The 17,703-nt window shown below is 51.1% G+C and carries 15 protein-coding genes; 4 read left to right on the top strand and 11 right to left on the bottom strand.

Annotated features, from left to right (window positions below; genetic code table 11):
• Positions 1 to 124: 124 nt before the first annotated feature.
• Both F4V43_RS05120 and F4V43_RS05115 read right to left on the bottom strand, forming a co-directional pair.
• Entirely contained in the window at positions 125 to 472 is a 348-nt protein-coding gene (locus F4V43_RS05120; RefSeq protein ID WP_150457175.1) for a P-II family nitrogen regulator, read from the bottom strand.
• Between the two features lie 52 nt (positions 473 to 524).
• A complete protein-coding gene (locus F4V43_RS05115; RefSeq protein ID WP_191089482.1) occupies positions 525 to 1,619 on the bottom strand; it encodes a GIY-YIG nuclease family protein in 1,095 nt (364 codons plus the stop codon).
• Positions 1,620 to 1,893: 274 nt separating this feature from the next.
• Between F4V43_RS05115 and F4V43_RS05110 the strand changes: the two genes are divergently transcribed.
• Positions 1,894 to 2,802 (top strand): LacI family DNA-binding transcriptional regulator, encoded by a 909-nt coding sequence (locus F4V43_RS05110; RefSeq protein ID WP_150457173.1) that lies wholly within the window; start codon positions 1,894 to 1,896, stop codon positions 2,800 to 2,802.
• Between the two features lie 104 nt (positions 2,803 to 2,906).
• Positions 2,907 to 4,328, top strand: coding sequence for an MFS transporter (locus F4V43_RS05105; RefSeq protein WP_150457172.1), 1,422 nt, complete (start codon positions 2,907 to 2,909; stop codon positions 4,326 to 4,328).
• Positions 4,329 to 4,472: 144 nt separating this feature from the next.
• On the opposite strand, the gene F4V43_RS05100 is transcribed toward F4V43_RS05105, so the two are convergent.
• Both F4V43_RS05100 and F4V43_RS05095 read right to left on the bottom strand, forming a co-directional pair.
• Complete coding sequence (locus F4V43_RS05100; RefSeq protein ID WP_150457171.1) at positions 4,473 to 6,944, bottom strand: starch-binding protein; 2,472 nt, start codon at positions 6,942 to 6,944, stop codon at positions 4,473 to 4,475.
• A 504-nt stretch (positions 6,945 to 7,448) separates the two neighbouring features.
• Positions 7,449 to 9,170, bottom strand: a complete 1,722-nt coding sequence (locus F4V43_RS05095; RefSeq protein WP_150457170.1) for a glycoside hydrolase family 13 protein — start codon at positions 9,168 to 9,170, stop codon at positions 7,449 to 7,451.
• A gap of 184 nt (positions 9,171 to 9,354) precedes the next feature.
• Between F4V43_RS05095 and F4V43_RS05090 the strand changes: the two genes are divergently transcribed.
• Together F4V43_RS05090 and F4V43_RS05085 are read left to right on the top strand one after the other, a co-directional pair.
• Positions 9,355 to 10,338: a LacI family DNA-binding transcriptional regulator gene (locus F4V43_RS05090; protein ID WP_191089481.1), complete on the top strand. Its 984-nt coding sequence runs from the start codon at positions 9,355 to 9,357 to the stop codon at positions 10,336 to 10,338.
• 128 nt (positions 10,339 to 10,466) lie between these two features.
• A complete protein-coding gene (locus F4V43_RS05085; RefSeq protein WP_150457168.1) occupies positions 10,467 to 10,871 on the top strand; it encodes a CBS domain-containing protein in 405 nt (134 codons plus the stop codon).
• 532 nt (positions 10,872 to 11,403) lie between these two features.
• Here the strand turns inward: F4V43_RS05085 and F4V43_RS05080 are convergent.
• The 7 genes from F4V43_RS05080 to F4V43_RS05045 all read right to left on the bottom strand — a co-directional run bounded on the left by F4V43_RS05080 (position 11,404) and on the right by F4V43_RS05045 (position 17,581).
• Positions 11,404 to 11,808, bottom strand: coding sequence for a hypothetical protein (locus F4V43_RS05080; protein WP_150457167.1), 405 nt, complete (start codon positions 11,806 to 11,808; stop codon positions 11,404 to 11,406).
• Between the two features lie 150 nt (positions 11,809 to 11,958).
• Positions 11,959 to 12,336: a hypothetical protein gene (locus F4V43_RS05075; RefSeq protein ID WP_223879781.1), complete on the bottom strand. Its 378-nt coding sequence runs from the start codon at positions 12,334 to 12,336 to the stop codon at positions 11,959 to 11,961.
• A gap of 1,812 nt (positions 12,337 to 14,148) precedes the next feature.
• Positions 14,149 to 14,403, bottom strand: a complete 255-nt coding sequence (locus F4V43_RS05065; protein WP_150457165.1) for a hypothetical protein — start codon at positions 14,401 to 14,403, stop codon at positions 14,149 to 14,151.
• A gap of 138 nt (positions 14,404 to 14,541) precedes the next feature.
• Entirely contained in the window at positions 14,542 to 14,805 is a 264-nt protein-coding gene (locus F4V43_RS05060; protein WP_150457164.1) for a hypothetical protein, read from the bottom strand.
• A gap of 536 nt (positions 14,806 to 15,341) precedes the next feature.
• Positions 15,342 to 15,740: a DUF4279 domain-containing protein gene (locus F4V43_RS05055; RefSeq protein ID WP_191089480.1), complete on the bottom strand. Its 399-nt coding sequence runs from the start codon at positions 15,738 to 15,740 to the stop codon at positions 15,342 to 15,344.
• Positions 15,741 to 15,753: 13 nt separating this feature from the next.
• On the bottom strand, positions 15,754 to 16,401 hold the full coding sequence (locus F4V43_RS05050; RefSeq protein ID WP_150457162.1) for a hypothetical protein: 648 nt from the start codon (positions 16,399 to 16,401) through the stop codon (positions 15,754 to 15,756).
• 115 nt (positions 16,402 to 16,516) lie between these two features.
• Positions 16,517 to 17,581 (bottom strand): IS110 family transposase, encoded by a 1,065-nt coding sequence (locus F4V43_RS05045; RefSeq protein ID WP_411898450.1) that lies wholly within the window; start codon positions 17,579 to 17,581, stop codon positions 16,517 to 16,519.
• Positions 17,582 to 17,703 lie beyond the last annotated feature (122 nt).

The raw sequence follows: 17,703 nt of genomic DNA, 5'->3' as shown, positions 1-17,703 counted from the left end.
TTAAATTGTCAACACTTCATGTCAGGTTTTATTACACAAAAAAGAAACGAAGGTCTTTCTTCGTTTCTTTAGAAGGTCTGCAAGCCCGCAGCGGCGGGCTTTTTTAACTTTTAGCCAAAATGTGTCAGAGCAGCTCGTCGATCGTGTCGTCGGGTCTGCCGGTCCGGATATTGTACATTTCTTCAACGGGAAGAACGAAGATCTTGCCGTCCCCCATCTCGCCTGTCTGCGCTGTTCCGATGATGGTGCGGATGGTCTCCTTGACCTTGTGGTCGGAGACCACGATTTCCATTTTGACTTTGTGGTGCAGATTGACGGTATACGTCTTGCCCCGGTAGACGCCCGTCAGGTTCTTCTGCTGGCCGCGGCCCTGGGCCTGGGTCACGGTGAATCCGGTGACTTCCACCGCCCGCAACGCCTCGATGACCTCTCTTAATTTCTCGGGCCGGATGATCGCTTCAATCTTCTTCATAAGAGTACCTCCATATATGTACAATCCGGAATCAACCGCTTCCCCGATTGTATCACAAGTCGGAACTGCCCGTCTCCGTCAGCCGACGGAGACCTTCCTCCAGCGCGGCTGCGGCTCCCGGCGCCAGCCATTCGGCCGGAATCTCTACCGCCTTCGCCGCTCCGCTCCGCAGATAGCTGTAGATAATCTGGGCTTCGTCGATTTCTTCCCGCCGGATGGCTTCTGCGCCGACCTCCTGCTGCACGGGTGCGAAGATCCCCGTTGCAGCTTCGCGGAGCCGAAGCAGCAGACCTTCCGGCCCTCCGATTCCGGCCCAATCGACCTTCTCGCTGTGCAGCACCGCGTTCCGCCGGACGCAGAACACCTTCGCAGTGTTCGCGTCCAGCTCCTCCAGCACAATCAGATTGCGGTTCTCCGCCGCAAAGGACGCTACCCGCTGCTTGGACATCAGCAGCCGAAGCGATGCGAGTCCGTCGCGTAGCTTGGCCGCCCGCTCGAAGTCGAACTGCCCGGCCGCCTCCTCCATCTTCCGCTCCCATTCCCGGTAGACGCCGTCATCGCTGCCTTCCATAAGCTCCGACAGTCTTTCGGCCTGCTCCCGGTGCCGCTGGCCATCTTCGCCGCCCCGGCAGAAGCCGAGGCATTTGCCCAGCTTCACGTTGAGGCAGGGAATGCCGTCCGGCCGGTTCTTCAGACAGGCCAGCCCGAGCAGCTCCCGGACGGCGGCGGCGGCCCGCTCTATCGAGCCTGCACCGGCGGTATAGGGACCGAATACCCGTCCTTCCGCGGCTGCATCCGGTTCCCGCACCAGCCGGAGGGCGCGCGCGCCCTCGCCGGGGGCCACTGCCACATAGACATAAGCCCGGGGGGTTTTCATCTTGCGGTTATAGATCGGCCGCCGCTCCCGGATCAGCCTGCACTCCAGCATGAGCGCCTCGAATTCCGTATCCGTCCGTATAATATCCAGATCGCGTATCTGGGGTACCATCCGTCTGATCTTGCTGGAGTGCGCAGCGGAAGGCTGGAAGTAGGAGCTCACCCGCTGCTTCAGGTTCTTTGACTTCCCGATATAGATAATATCCCCGCGGCCGTCCTTCATCAGATAGACGCCCGGTCCGGCCGGCAGCCCGGCCACCTTCTCCTTCATCGGTATGCCCCTCCGCTCACTTGTTCCCGTTCCTGTACATCCCTGTTCATTCTGTTCATCTATGTCCATTTTGTTCATTTTGTTCATTCTGTTTATTCTGTTCATGCTGTTCATCCCTGTTCATTTCTGTCCTTGTCCATACCAGCGGCTACAGCCTGATTATACCATGCTCGGCAACCGCCAGCCCGCCGATAGACTTAAACGATTAAGTTAACCGTTGACAGCCTTCCTTCTCCGGTGATAGTCTGGAGGCACCGAAAGGAGAGATTACGTCTTGCGCAAAGCAACCATGAAGGATATCGCCGCCAAGGCGAACGTTTCCGTCGCTACCGTCAGCTATGTGCTGAACCGGGTGCAGGGCCAGAGCATTCCTCCGAAGACGCAGGCCCTGATCCGGGAGATTGCCGAAGAGCTGCACTACGTCCCGAACCTGGCGGCCCGTTCGCTCGGGAGCCGGCGGACCGGGCTCATCGGCCTGCTCGTGTACGGCCTTCCCGCCGAGCCGTTCTGGAAGCAGCAGAGCCAGTCCTCCTTCATCCGCAGTCTGGAACGCCTGCTGACCGCCGGCGGATATCATGTGCTCCTGATGACGATCGGCCCCGGCCCCGGTCTGCTGGATATTGTGGCCCTCCGCAAGCTGGACGCCGTGCTGGTAATCGATGTTCCGGAAGACGCCTTCTATCCCGTCTCGCGGCATTTTGTCGAAGGGGTTCCGCTGATTACAATCGACAGCTTCATTGAAGACCGGCTCTTCCACCAGATCGCCTATGACTATGGCGCCGTCCTGAAGGAGGCGCTCGGAGACGCTGGTGAAGACCTCTGCCTGATAACCGAGAGCTTTCATAACGGAGAACTCAACCGATATATCGCGGACAGCTCCGGCCTTCCGGCCTCCCGGATTTACCGGATCGGCTCTTCCGAAGAGCTCGATCACCTGCTGGAGAACGCTCCCGGCGGACCGGCGGTGGTCATCAACGAATTTCTGGCCAGCCGCATCGCCGCGGCCGGCGTATTCTCGCCTCTTATGGCGATCCCGACCGGAGACTGCCCCGAGCTGCTCGGCCCGAATGTCCGGGTCTATCCGTTCCAGGGCAGCAAGGCCCAGGAAGCCTGCCGCCTGCTGGAGATTCTTCTTCATCACCCCGAGCAGCTCGGAGACAACAACCGTCATTGTATCCGTTGATTGCGGCTTCCCCCTCCCCCGGCTTCCTTCAGGGAGGGAGACGGTCGCCCCTTGACTTAAACGATTAAGTCGGTCGGTTATATTCTATTTAAGGAGGATTTCTTATGATTGAACCGTTGCCTCTTCAGGCCGGAGAGGCCCCGACCGCCGCTACGGCGGATACAAAGCCCGAACCGCTGGTGCGGAACCGGCGCTTCCTGCTGCTGCTGGCTTCTTACTCGATCACAACCTTCGGCAATACCTTCTACAGCATTGCCCTGAATCTCTGGGTGCTGCGGACTACGGGAAGCGCAGCCGCCATGGCAGGCTTCACGATTGCGAGCCTCCTCATCAGCTTCGCGCTCGGGTCAGTGGCGGGCACCACCGCCGACCGCCGCAACCGGCGGTCCGTCATGCTGGCCGCCGATCTGGCGAGCGCTCTATTGGTGCTGACGGCCGCGCTTCTGCTGGCGCTCCCCGAGACGGTTCCGCTGCCGTTCTTCCTCATCCTGCACGGTCTCATTACCGTCTCGGGCCTCTTCCAGTCGCCCGCCTACCAAGCCTCCGTGTCTGTCATTGTCGGTCCTTCCCGGATTCAGCAGGCGGTCGGCCTGCTGAATCTGTCCGAGAATCTGTGCCGGACCTTCGGCTTCGCCGCCGGCGGCATTCTGATTGCCGCGATCGGCGCTTCGGGAGCCGTCCTGATCGACGGTCTGGCCTTCCTGCTGTCGTATCTGCTGGTGCTGCTGACCGGCTCGCTTCAGCCGAAACCCTGGGCTTCGCCTCTGCCGAGAACCGGGCAGAGGCAGACAGCGGAGGCAGACGAAGCCTTGGCGGAGAGACAGACAGCGGCGGGAGCTGAATCTTCGGCGGTGAAAATGGCGGCGGCAGATGAAGCGGCTGCGGACAAGGAAGCTCCGCCGGAGCCGGGCGTCCGGCGCTCTTTTGCCGGAGATTTGCGGGAAGGCTTCCGTTTTGCCTGGGAGCATCCTTTTGCCAGAGCCGTTATGGTTATCCTTCCGCTGCTGACGCTCTTCTTCATGCCGTCGATGATGCTCACGCAGGTCATGGCCGTCCAGGTCTGGCAGGCCAGCTCCGCCCAGTTCGGGCTGATGGAAGCCTCCATCCCGCTCGGGTATATGGCCGGGTCGGCGGTCATCGTCTTCTTCGGGTCCTCGCTGCGGCACAGAGGACGGCTCATTATGGCCGGTCTGCTCGCGCTCGGCCCGGCATACATGCTGCTGTCCCGCTGTACGTCCGCACTGTCGGCAATCCCCGTCATTCTGCTGATCGGCTTCCTGTTCGCCTTCGCGACCCTGCTGGTGCAGATTATTCTTCGGCTTGAAGTGCCGCCCGAGCTTCAGGGCCGGGTCTTCGGCGTTCTGGGCTCGGTGCTCGGCATTGCCCCTTCGGCCGGACTGACCGTCGTCTCCGTCCTCTCTGACCGCTGGTCCCCGCAGCCGGTGATGGCGGTGCTGGGCGGACTCCTGCTTCTGTTCGCGCTCGCTGCGCAGGCTGCTTGTCCGGCGGTGCGGCGCTACCGGTGATGGGCCCCCGTCGAATCGGATCAGGCACAGCTCCGGGAAATGGCTTATGCCAGCCCGCTAACGGCTTCGGTCTCCTCCGCTCCCTCCCGTCCGATACTAAAAAAGCCGGCCACCGGGAAGGCTCCCGCTGGCCGGCTTGCTTGATCAGCTTCCGAAGTTAAAAGTGACATTCGGATTTGAAGCGGACACCGTATAGCTGCGGTTCCCGCCGCTCTCCCACACCGCGTTGCCGCCGGCGTCTTTCTTAATGGCCTTGAACTGAATGACGGTGCCGGCCGGCAGATTGACCGTCAGCTTCCAGGTTGGATAGCTGGCGCTGTTGGCAGGCCCGGCCGCCTTGGCCGGGTCCCAGTTCCCGAGCTCGGCAATATTGCCGGCAATATACACGTTCTGTCCGAGAGTCGTCGTCGCATTGTTAATCGTGAAGGTGACGGCAACTGTCGAAGAACCTCCCGGCTTCGACTGGGTAACCACTCCATCCTTAATCCACCGCTCGCCGGTGACCGCGTATCCGGCCTGATTCGCAGCTGGCGTCTGGTTGCTGCCGCTGTTCATAATTACCTTGGCGCTGGTCCAGCCGGAGAGCGTGGCTTTGTACCAGCCGTCCCCTTCGCTCGTCATGGCCGTTCCCGGCCAGGCGGCGTTCGTCTTCGCCGGCGTCACCGTATCATCGTACGCGTACAGATTCGGTGTGCCCCACGAAGATGGCTTGTAGAAATGGACCGTGACTCCGCTGCCCGGCGTGGCGGTCGGCGTTGGTGTCGGCGTGACCGTCGGAGTCGGAGTCGGCGTAGCCGTTGGTGTTGGTGTTGGCGTCGGCGTGGCGGTCGGCGTCGGCGTAGCCATCGGGTTGGACGCGTAGACAACGCCGTCCTTCACCCATTTCTCTCCGCTGACCGAGTAACCCGCCTGATTCGCTCCCGGCGTCTGGTTGCTTCCGCTGTTGAAGACGACTTTAGCCGAATTCCAGCCGGCAAGCGTGTATTTGTACCAGCCGTCCCCTTCGCTCGTCATGGCCGTTCCCGGCCAGGCGCTCAGCGTTTTCGCCGGCGATACGGTATCTTCGTAGGCATAGATGTTCGGTGTCCCCCATCCGGACGGGTTGTAGAAATGCACCGTGACGCCTGTGCCCGGCGATGGGGTCGGCGTAGCGCTTGCGGTCGGGGTCGGCGTCGGCGAGACCGTTGGCGTCGGAGTTGCCGTACTCGTCTGGTACAGCACGGCAATTTTGCCGCCGCCCAGCGATCCGGTAAGGGTTCCGTTGGAGACCGTGAACGTGCCGCCGCCGCTGGCCTTGTTGGCATACGTTCCGTTCGCCAGATTCGTCGGGCTGTTGATCGTGGCGTTGCCGCCCAGGTTCACGATGGTCATCCCTTTGGTGCCGCGTTCAATCATCATAATGGCGTTGCCCTGCGTACGCAGATATTCGCTCTCGCCGGTCATGGCGTTGTGGAATTTGTTGACTGCCGCAATGTCCGGGTCCTGCCAGAGCGTGCTTCCCGTTGCGCCGATCGGGGTGCCGAATTTGCCGCTGCCACCCGGACGGTCAAAGAACAGGGAAGTCGTCTGGGCGCGGGAAGCGATGATGGCCCAGCCCATTTTGATCTGATAATCAGTCATTCCGGTAGATTCGCTGCTGTCGTTGGCGTACGTGTCATGCGATTCTACCCAGGTCACGAGCTTGCTCGGACTGACGCCCGCCGCATCGAACGAAGTCGCCGAGCCGACATTGACGCCGCTGCCGAAGCCGACGGCCGATCTGACGTTATGGCCATAGTTCGGAGCCGCCAGATTCATGTAGTTCGCATAGCTTGCAAAACGGTCCGCAGTTCCGTCCTGAAGCACTTCGCCATAAATGTAGAGATTGTTCTTGTTGGTCAGAGAGCCCAGCACGTTTGGCCAGAAGTTGGAGCCTGCGCCGTAGGCATCGTCCGGAAGCTCGATATGCTTTGCGGCGTCGAACCGGAATCCGTCCGCGCCGAGAGCGACGGCATCATTCAGGAAGGAGATAATGATGCGCTGCAGATCGGCATTGGAGGTGTTGAGGTCCGGCAGACCGATTCCCCACTGCGTAACCTGCCAGCGGTCGTTCCAGTTCTGAACCCCCTTAGCCTCATGCCAGAATGCCGAATTGTTCCGGATCGAAGGATCGACATTGTAGGCCGGCGTATATTTCAGCGAATCGCCGCCTGCGTTGGCCGTATGATTCGCCACCACGTCCACAATAATATTGATCCCGTATTTCTCCGCTTCGTCGCACATCCGCTTGAATTGGTCGCGGGTGCCGAGCTGCGCATTGCCGACGCTGAAGCCGACCGGCTGGTAGAGAACCCACCAGGCGCTTCCGCTCGTCTGCGCTTCCTTGGTCGGCTGAACCGGCGACGTCTGCACCGATTTGAAGCCCGCCGCCGCCAGTGCCGGCAGATTGGCCGTTATGTTATCGAAGGACCAGTTCCATGCGTGAAAAATAACCCCGTCCGCCGTCTTGGCCGGCAGGCCGTAATCGGACGCCGCCGCCTGGGCGCTGCTCGGCGCAAGCAAGGCTCCGCTCCAAGTCTGGAGCAGCAGAACCACAAACAATATAAAGCTGGCTAGCGATCTGGCACTCTTCTTCAACTCTCATTCCCCTTTGCCGTTGGTTTGTGCAGTTGATAAGCTAAATGGTGTATTCGCTTACAAGAAACCTGTTCCTTATCCCGCCCGGGTCCTCCTTTCCTTCTAGATCGGTCTGGATCAACCGTGTTGGCCATTCTGACCTTGAAATCGAGCTTCCTTACCGGACAAGCGACGCAAACGTTTGCACAAAGCTGAAAAAAAGATCAACCTGCTACAATCCGCGTTCGCCGCACGCCGAGTAAGGTTGAATTGCCTGCTCTCAATCTGGAATCGCTTACATTATGGCATCGCAAATACACAGCGTCAATAGGACTTAGGAATCTTACCCAATTGCGGGATACGCAACTTTTCTCCTAATCTTTCCCACACTGCGCAACCGTTGCACAACGTTTGCGCTTAGTCGCCGCTCTATTCGCCGGCTGCCTCATGACAGCCCAAAAACCCCCTCCTACCCCGATAAGGAGTAGAAGGGGGTCTCATTTTACAGCTTCACAAATGACGTAATTACGCTTCTTCCGCCGCTTCTGCCAAGGCTTCCGCATCGGTCTCCCCGAGCACATCCAGCTCGTAGATCAGCGCCTCATACGGCCGGAGCGGCAGTTCGCGGAAGCGGTCGCCCGCCGGTTCGCCGTAATTCGACAGCAGCAGCTTAACCGTGCTGAACCGGATTTTGACCGGCAGCTTAAAGACGGCGTTCTCGGCGGTCAGATTCGTGATCACCAGCCAGCGCACCCCGTCCAGCGTGCGGGTATAGGCATAAATCTGCGGATGCTCGGAGAGCAGCAGTTCATAGCGGCCGTAGACCGCAACAGGGCTCGCTTTGCGCAGGGCAATCATCTTCTTGTAGTAATGATAAATGGAATCGGGATCGGCAAGATCCTTCGCCACATTGATCTCTCGGTAGTTCGGGTTGACCTTCATCCACGGCGTTCCGTACGTAAATCCGCCATTCTCGGAATCGTCCCACTGCATCGGCGTCCGCGAATTGTCCCGTCCGTTCGTCCAGATCACCGGCATCAGTTCCTCGTGCGTCTTCCCTTCCTCCCGTCCCATCCGGTACCAGTTGCGCATCGAGACATCATCGTAATCGTCGATCGAGTCGAACTTCACGTTCGTCATCCCGATTTCTTCTCCCTGGTAAATGAACGGGGTGCCCTGCATGTTGAAGAACATCGTTCCCAGCGCCTTCGCCGACAGGACGCGGTATTCTTCGCTGTCATTGCCAAGCGTGGATACCGAACGCGGGTTGTCGTGGTTCTCCAGGAAGAGCGCGTTCCAGCCGTCCCTCTCCAGGGCAATCTGCCATTCCGTAAGAACCGCCTTCAGGCGCGGAATATCGAGCGCTTCGGCCAGGTCCTTTTTCCACAGACTGATGTGGTTGAACTGGAAAATCATATTGAACTTGCCGTTCTCGCGGCTGACCCACAGGTCCGCCTCGTCCGCCGTTACGCCGCTTGCTTCGCCGACAGTCATAATATCGTATTTATCAAAAGTCTCCCGTTTCAGCTCTTCCAGGAAGTCGTGGATGCCCTCGCGGTTCATATGGCCCGCCGACGCCGCCACATACTTGCGTCCTTCCGGGTTCGGCAGATCGGGGAAGCCCGCCAGCTTCTTGATGTGCGAGATCGCATCGATCCGGAAGCCGTCGATCCCTTTGTCCAGCCACCAGTTGACCATGTCGTACAGCTCATGCCGCACTTCGGGGTTCTCCCAGTTGAGGTCCGGCTGTCTCTTCGAGAACACGTGCATATAGTACTGGTTCGTGACCAGATCGTACTCCCAGATCGAGCCGCCGAACAGGCTGTCCCAGTTGTTGGGCTCAGCCCCGTCCTTCGGATCGGCCCAGATATAATAATCCCGCTTCGGATTGTTCTTGCTCGAACTGGACTCAATGAACCACGGATGCTCGTCGGAGGTGTGGTTGATGACCAGGTCCATAATCAGCTTCAAGCCGCGCTTGTGGCATTCGGCCAGCAGCTCGTCGAAATCGGCCATTGAGCCGAAGTCTTCCATAATGTCCTTATAATCCGAAATATCATAGCCGTTGTCGTCGTTCGGGGACTTGTAGACCGGACAGATCCAGATGACGTCGATGCCCAGCTCCTTCAAATAATCCAGCTTGGAGATTACGCCCCGCAGGTCGCCGATGCCATCGCCGTTGCTGTCCATAAAGCTGCGGGGGTAAATCTGATACGCCACCGCTTCCTTCCACCAGATCCGTTCCATGTCTGAAATCTCCTTTGCGCTCGCTCGTTCTCGGTTGTGGGAAAATATTTTCCTTAAGGTCAGTATATAGTCATTTATTTTCCCGGTCAATAGAGATAGCAATAGACCCTTGGCTTTCCAAAACCGTTCTGATATGATGCTATCAGGAAAATATTTTCTCAAATCTCTTCAAGTGGTGATTCTGATGAAAACGACCATCCGCGATATCGCCCGGCTGGCCGGTGTGTCCATGGCCACCGTCTCCCGGGTTATCAACCATACGAAGCCGGTGAACGACGACATCCGGCGGCGCGTCCTCGAAGCGATGCGCCAGACGGGCTACCGCCTGGAGATGCTCGGCGAAGGCGCCGAGCGCAGCCTCATCGGCTTCATTGCGCCCGCCTTCACCCAGACCGTCGTCAGCGAGCTCGTGACGGGAATCGGCAGCGTGCTGCCGCTTCACGGCTATGAGCTCTTGATCGGTCTGACCGACGGCAGCGTCGAGAGCGAGCTGCACTATCTCGACCGGTTCCGCGGCATCGGCGCGCACGGCATCCTCTTCGTCGGCTCGCAGTTCGGTCCGCAGCATCAGGAATGCCTGGCGGACTCCGGAATCGCCTGCGTGCTCGCCGGCCAGGTGTCGGACGTTCCCGGTGTGCCGTCCGTTCATGTGGATAACCTCATGGCCTCCTATGAAGCCGTCACCTGGCTCATTCAGCACGGCCATTCCGACATTGCCATGATCCGGGTCGGCGGCGGCATGGGCGTCGGGGATGAGCGCTACCGGGGCTTCCTTCAGGCTATGGAGACCGCCGGGCTTGCCGTCCGGCCGGAGTGGGTCGCCGAGAGCCATCATTCTACCGAAGACGGGGCCGCCGCCATGCGGCGCATTCTGGAGCACGGCCGGCCTACGGCTGTCTTCTGCGCCACGGACTGGATGGCCATCGGCGCGATGAACGAGCTGCTCGACCGGGGTCTCGCCGTTCCCGGCGATGTGTCCGTCTTCGGCTTCGACGGCAGCTACATGTCGACCATCGTCCGCCCGAAGCTGTCCACCGTCGACTATTCGGCGACCGAGATGGGCATGACGGCCGCTCGGACCCTGATCCGGCTCATCAAAGGCGGAGCCGTCGATCCCCTGCACGCCAACGTCACTCACTACCTGGCCATCCGCGGGAGCGCGAAATAGCGCTCCCCGGCCGCAGCCGGCTCATTAAATCACACCGCCCCGTAACATTTATTAAGCGATTACATAAATTTTATGTTTTAATAGACCTATGCCCGGTTACCAATTCCAGCGCAAAGGAGAATCCGCCCATGGAAATCAGCGCGTTTCTGCTCCCCAAGGAAGAAGTCGCTTATATCTCCTCCTCCCACTCCATGCTCGAAGCGATGGAGCAGCTTGAGAAGCACTCTTACACCGCCATTCCCATTATTGATGAAACCGGCAAATACGCCGGCACCCTGTCCGAGGGCGACCTGCTCTGGAAGCTCAAGCGCACGCCCGGCCTGACCTTTGAAGGCATGGCCTCCGTGCCGGTCAGTACCATCCAGCGGCATGTTCTGAACGAGAGCGTCTATATCCGTGCCGAGATGGAAGACATGCTGACGCTTGCCGCCGACCAGAACTTCGTCCCCGTCGTCGATCAGGACGGCGTGTTCCTAGGCATCATCCGCCGCAAGGACATTATCGAGTATTATACGAGGAACATAACGGATTGATACGAAGGGAAAGACGAATACCCCGGCAGCCTCGCAGAGATACGCCGGGGTGCCGGGGTATTCGTGCTGCGTGAATAAGTATATCTGAAGGAAGGAGCAATTTTCGGACATTGCCTTCCTTCTGGATAAAATATGGACTTCCATTCCAATTCAGAATTGAGCTAGTTTATCCAAATTTTCCTTTGTAAACTCTATCCCCAATTGTCCGTATTCCGACCTTAAGTACAACTCCAAACGAACTTGTTTATACTTCTTGGACAATGCTCTAATAACTTCAGTTCTTGAAATCAACAGCTGTAACAATTGCTCCAGAGTGCTTGACATATCTTCTTCTTTATCAAATTTAATGCTAAAGGACCAGATATCAAACGGTGCCTTTTGTTTAGTCTAACCAATCCTTTCTCCTTTTCTGACAAGCCTGCTTGAACCAAATTTATACTCTTACTCCTTTCATCAAAGTTTTTAGAATTATCGACGATAATTGGTTTTGACGGTAAGTGCTGTATTCTTATTACTAGCTCATAACGCTTTATCAAAGTGACAAGAATCCCAGTGTAATTTCTCCTTCATGAAAAAATTCAATAACAAACGAGAAATCTAAACCTACTATCCAGGTATCCGATCCTACCGTGATAAAATCATCTATAAAATTAATTACTTGATCGAGTTCGACCTGGACACTTGGTGCATCTGAGTAATTCCAAAGTACGTTTACTTTTTGCAGACGACTGTTTTTAAGTTTGGTATCGATAATTTCCGCTGCCCCTTCTATTGAAGCGGTTTCGTATTTTTCCTTCAGAACACCCCAATCTATTCTTCCCCACCTTGTAACTGGATACTTTTCCACAAAAGCTTGAAACAACTTCTCGGTCCCTTCAATCGTCGCAATCTCCACATTGTTGCCTAATAAGTTCACTAGCTCTTCAAATAAAGTCAAATAAGTTCCTCCTATCCTTCATCTCTGAGCACCTTCGTTTTGCCTTCTTGCTTGATTAACTGATATGAATTGTAAGTACAGGGGTTTTGAAATTATCTCATACGGGGATAGTGGGCGTTAAGTTCATCTTATTTTTTGGTTACGCTTATATTAGAGATTCAAGCAGTTGCACAAGCCCCTCAAATATTGTTTGGTCAGAAGTAAACTTGAACCGCATACTGTGTTCTTCATGACTTCCTCCAATTGACCCGTGACAACAACATTTCCTAACTTTGTTGCTTCAAAGATGATATGAGCGTCCGAATCATAATCATCCATTCTAAAGTCTCCCGAAAGTCTCAAATTAATCTCATTAAGAGAATCAATAAAAATTTCAAGCTGTTCCTCTGAAATACAAAAATTCGACTTTCCCATGAATACTCCAGACTTAACGCCGATAGTTAGAGTTAAATACCCTTCAACTTTATACAAATATTCCATTGTCGTACAATAGTTTTCGGTACTAATCATTCTATTCTTATCATCCATCTTTCCATCCGCCTTTTTACTTGAACTTAAGGTCATCAAATTGCTTTGTCTTGTCTTAGTGTGATATACAAAATGAATTTAAGTTCCTTATAAAAAATTGTTCTGCAGCACTTCGTATCCAGTTAAGTCGGTATTACTCTAAAATGTTTTCTGTTAGTGAATTTTACAACTGTATTATTTCCAACTAGTTTATACTCTGCACCGCCTATTATTTTTGAAGCGGCCTTTAAAACTTTTCCTTCTCTTAACTATTACCTTAATCCACTGCCCAACTTTTTGTGTAAGACTTACTTCTGCTTTATCAGCGGGTGTCACTTCCCCGCTACCCTAAACCTTGGGCATGCCCCGTGGGGTCCGTTTAGATCAGCAGATTATTGCTCACATATATATTAACAGGTTGCTTATCTGCCCCTCATACGCAGTTTATAAAGCGGAGCTTTAAAAGAGAAGGTGGCAACTGAGAGGGATTTCTCAATTTCCACCTATTTTCCAATTGAATATTCATGAAGTAACCACTGTCTATTTTGCTATTATCAACTGTTCACAAAGTATACGCACTTGAACACGCCTGTGGCCACTTTCATTACTCACTTTCGAAAGTGTAGCTTTCGATGAATCCTTGCCCTAATATTTTTGAAGCGAGTTGAAGAGTGATATTATCACCAACTTTGGCTAGGTCTTAATATATTCAAAAGAGTCTTTATCAATAGTTGGAAGTTCAATCGACACTGAATATTGAATATCTCTTACTAATTCTCCTACGTCCGGTTTAGTAATAATTGTTCCTGAGAATAATAAGTTGTTTCCAAAGTTTACTCCCGGTCTAAGAATATTTCTGGTACTCAGGTTGTGTGAAAGTTTATCCGAACTAAAAGTCACTATTACATTCAGTTTAAGCATATATAATTCTCCTAATATTAATATTTAGGATTAATTGCCTGTATAATTTTATAGAACTCCTCTAAATGTTCAAGATAAATTATAAGTGTCCCGTTCTTAAAGATAAAAGGGTCGACATGAGTGAACTCAGCAGTTCTGTCAGTTAAAGTTTCAAAGAAAGAACTAGTTATTAAGGGATTATTGCCAACATACGTATACAAATTCAAACAACATATCCTAGTTTATTAAGCGGAGCTTTGAATAAAAAAGGCGGCAACAGAGAAAACATTCTCAGCTGCCATCACTTTATCACCCCGCCTGCTGTACAGATGTATTCGGCATCACATAAACTGATTTCGTCTTGGGTTTTGTAATTATGAAACTAAATGATTACTTTTTTGGATTCAATATGTATTATAGCCCCAGTAGAAAACAATAACTCGTGTGAAAAATAATTATAGTCTATCTCAAGCAATTCAGTAATAATACAATCACCGAGGCCTTTATTACTACCTTCCGTTCCCTTGTGAATATCTGTAATGAGATTTCTTACCCCCTTATATTTTATTCGTTTTCTGTCTAAGTAAAGATTAATATCAACTGGAAAACTTCCTCTCTTGGTATATTCCATTTCTATCTTTTTAAAAGTAGCATCATGCAACTCGTTCTTTTCAATTACTTTATATAGCTTTTTTGATATCTTATGTTGAAGTTTTTTTAATGTTGTTGATATTTTTCATGAGCTTCCTCCCATAACTGGTTTAGTTTTTTGTCCTCCTCATACCCAAAATAAACCTCTTTTTCAAAGAAAATCCGAGTAAAATATTGCATATTTACCCCCATAAATTTCATACGTATCCTAGTTTAGAAAGCGAGGCTTTGAATAAAGAAGGTGGCAAACAGGAGATGTCCCATCTACCACCCATTCTATTACTAAACGTAAATGTAAATTCCTATTTGTGCTAATTGAACTTTCGCATCCCACTTATTAGGTCGTTCCTCCTCATCAAACCATTTACAACCCTTTTCAATCCATTCTTCTCTAAATTTCATCAATGATCTTTTATTTTGATCTTCATATCCCCACATGACCCCACAACACGGACATATATCAAAAGAAGATGGAATTTCATCTAACTTAAGCCCACAGACATTACAATATTCAGAATTCATTTTTTCTCCTTTCATTTATTGATCTCTTGAAGATAATAATCAAAGCACGCATGTCGCCATCTTGAACTCTTCGTAAAAGTTAACTTTTTATACTGAATTAAAAATATATTAATTGTGTTACTCAGGGATTGCTATCAAGCAATTTTTTGCATATCAAAAGAAACAAGGAAATTCTTGTAGTTTTATTACCTGGGTTACGATTCCCCATATATCTTTGTATCCTTGACCTAAAAACTTCTCAGCATTTTCAAGTACATCATTTATCTTCATTTTCATTCCGTCTTTTAACCCAAGCTGACTAGTAGTTAGAGGTTTACCAATACCCTTAGAAACATTAGAATTCCCGCCACCTAAGCAACCTGCCATTCCTAAAGCAAATATTGCGACATACTCTGACTCTTTTGCTTCATAAAACACAGTGATTAACTCTTCTCTTGCCAGCTTGCGTTTCCTACGCTGTTCTCGTAAGCACTTGTTCCTGTCAATAAACCAAATAAGTAATTGTACCGATTGGTATCCAAAAAGGATGCAAAGCCGTATCGTTCCCATATTTTATCATGCTATGCTTGATAAAGTTCACTTCCTTTATTGAGGTTTTTATTAATAGCATCATTCAGTAAGTATCTTAGTTCGTGTACCTCATAAAGGTTCTGACATATGCCCGCTAGGATCCCTATACAGCAACGGATTATTCTGCACATAAGTATACAAATTCAACGATAGTGGATTATCAATCTGCCCCTCATACGTATCCCAGTTTATAAAGCGGAGCCTTGAATAAAGAAGGTGGCAACTGAGAATGCAATCCCAGCTACCACCCATTCTATCATCCTGCCTGTTGTACAGGTGTATTCGGCATCATATAAGCTGATTTTGTCTTCACCATAGCGTAAATGATGTTCCAGTTTTCTCATAATTTAAACAATAATTAAACTTAAAAATGGAGTATAAGATTAATCAGCTTTACCGAAGGAAAGAATATGGATGTCCATTCCAATCCCTAACTGAGCTAGTTTATCAAAACTTTCCTTTGTAAATTCAATTCCCAACTGTCCGTATTCAGACCTCAAGTACAAATCAATGCGAACTTGTTTATACTGTTTGGACAATGCTTTAATAGCTTCACTTCTTGAAATCAATAGCTGTAACAATTGCTCCAGAGTGCTTGATATATCTTCTCCTTTATCAAATTTAATGCTAAAGGACCAGACATCAAAAGGTGCCTTTTGTTTAGTATAACCAACCATTTCTCCTTTTCTGATAACCCTGCTTGGAACCAAATTTATATCCTTACTCATTTCATCAAAGTTTATAGAATCATCGACAGTAACAAATGAAAATTCACCCTTCAAGTTTATCCCCCTATCATTTGCCCATAGCGTTTTTAAGCTCTTTTGCATACTCTATCAACTCTTGATAAGTAAAGTTTTGATTGGCACGCATGCCAAAAGCTTGTTTTAACTCATGGATATATTCTCCGAAGGCATCCCTATCTACTCCAACACTTTTTGCTGCATCATTAACCATCTTCAAATCTTTTTTTGCAAAGAGTTGAAGATCAAGTTTTAAAAAACCATCTTCGGCACCTAATCCCCTTACAATGCCAGAAGCTATTCCTGTAGTCACTTTTTTTATTAGTAATTTCCCTAAGGCTGCTGATCCATCAACTAAAAAGAATGTTGGGTCTTCAATCAACGGCACCTCATGTGTATTTCCATATTTCGACTCCATAAGCATATCATACGTATTGTCAGTATACTTAATATCTTTTGGCAGAAGGGATTTGCTTTTTGTGCAATAACCTTCATTCGAGCAAATATAGTATTGGACTCTTATAGCATCTGCCATCTTCTCAGCATCAATCATAGCTTGTTTATTACCGGCATTTCTCGCTACATTATAGGCTTGAGTCAAAGGTGCTAAAATACTCCTCAATTCAGAATTATCTGAATCTTTATAGTGTCCAGTTGGGTCAAAATAAACTAACGGATTATTCTCCACATACGTATACAAATTCAAACTCAGCGGATTATCAATCTGTCCCTCAACCGTATCCTAGTTTATAAAGCGGCGCTTTGAATAAAGAAGGTGGCAACTGAGAAAGCACTCCCAGCTACCACCCATTCTATCATCCCGCCTGCTGTGCAGGTGTATTCGGCATCACGTAGGCTGACTTTTTCTTCATCATGACGTAGATGATATTTACCAGCTTCCTCATTAAGCAGACCAACGCTTGTTGCTTCGTCTTCCCCTCTGCTATCTTTCGCTCATAATAAGCATGAAAATAGGCATTCTTTGGTTCTCTCTTGGTACGGGTGACACCAATCTGACGAATTGCAAGACTCTTGATAATATCATGCAATTCCCGATTGCCCTGCTTACTCTTGAAATTTCGTGACTTGTTTCCTGAACCAACCGTTACAGGTGCAATTCCAGCAAATCGGGCAAGCTTATCAGAGGAAGAGAAGCGGTGAATATCGCCAATCTCTGCCACAAGCTTGGCTGCTGTCACCACATTGATCCCTGTCATGGATTCAAGCTGGAAGCCAAGCTGCTGCATCAAATGCTCAATCTTACCCTCGATACTGACCAATTGTTCTTGAAAAAACCGAGCGGATTCCACTTGACTCACCACAACTGAATCTCTTGAATCCTGAAAATCCCGATACGTTTCTCCATCTGCGTCGATCAGAGTCAGAATTTGATTTGCTTTCTTATGAGACATTCCATTGTTGCTGTGCTTTCGCAAGAAGGCAGCAAGGGCTTCCTCTGACGTGTCCTTCAAGGTATACGGTGATGGGTAGGTCTCCCAGAAGGCAAGCGCCGTTTTCCCCTCTACTTCAGAGAAGAACTTTTTGTAACTGGGATAGGAATAGCTAATCTGCTGATGCATCTTTTTTACCGTTTCCGTTAAACTGTTAGCCAACCATTTCCGCTGCGTCACAAGCTGGCTAATCGCCCAGAACAGATCAACAGGCTGAGCATCTGGCAGGCGCTCCAACTCGTCTCTGAGCACCTTGGCAACACATTCCGCATCCCAGCTATCCGACTTCTGAACGGTCCTATGGCTTTTTCGTCTGGCGTTAGCGAGCTTTGCGTTCACTTCCTTCACCCAGCAACGATTGTCTTTTAGATACACGGCAAGTCCTCTACCGTAACCTCCGACATCCTCCAGTCCATAGACTACGGACAAGCCCTTCCTGGTGTACTTCTTCAGTTCCTTAAGCAGTTAAGGAAAGGCAGACGGCTTGTTATCGAATCAGTTCCTCTAAAAAAAACCACATTGAGTATAAAACCCAAATGTGGTTAAAAAAT

This window comes from Paenibacillus spiritus (assembly GCF_008710135.1).
Taxonomy (GTDB): Bacteria; Bacillota; Bacilli; order Paenibacillales; family Paenibacillaceae; genus Paenibacillus_AQ; species Paenibacillus_AQ glufosinatiresistens.
The sequence above is the reverse complement of the archived record's forward strand: the minus strand, read 5'-3'. Positions and strand labels throughout refer to the sequence as shown.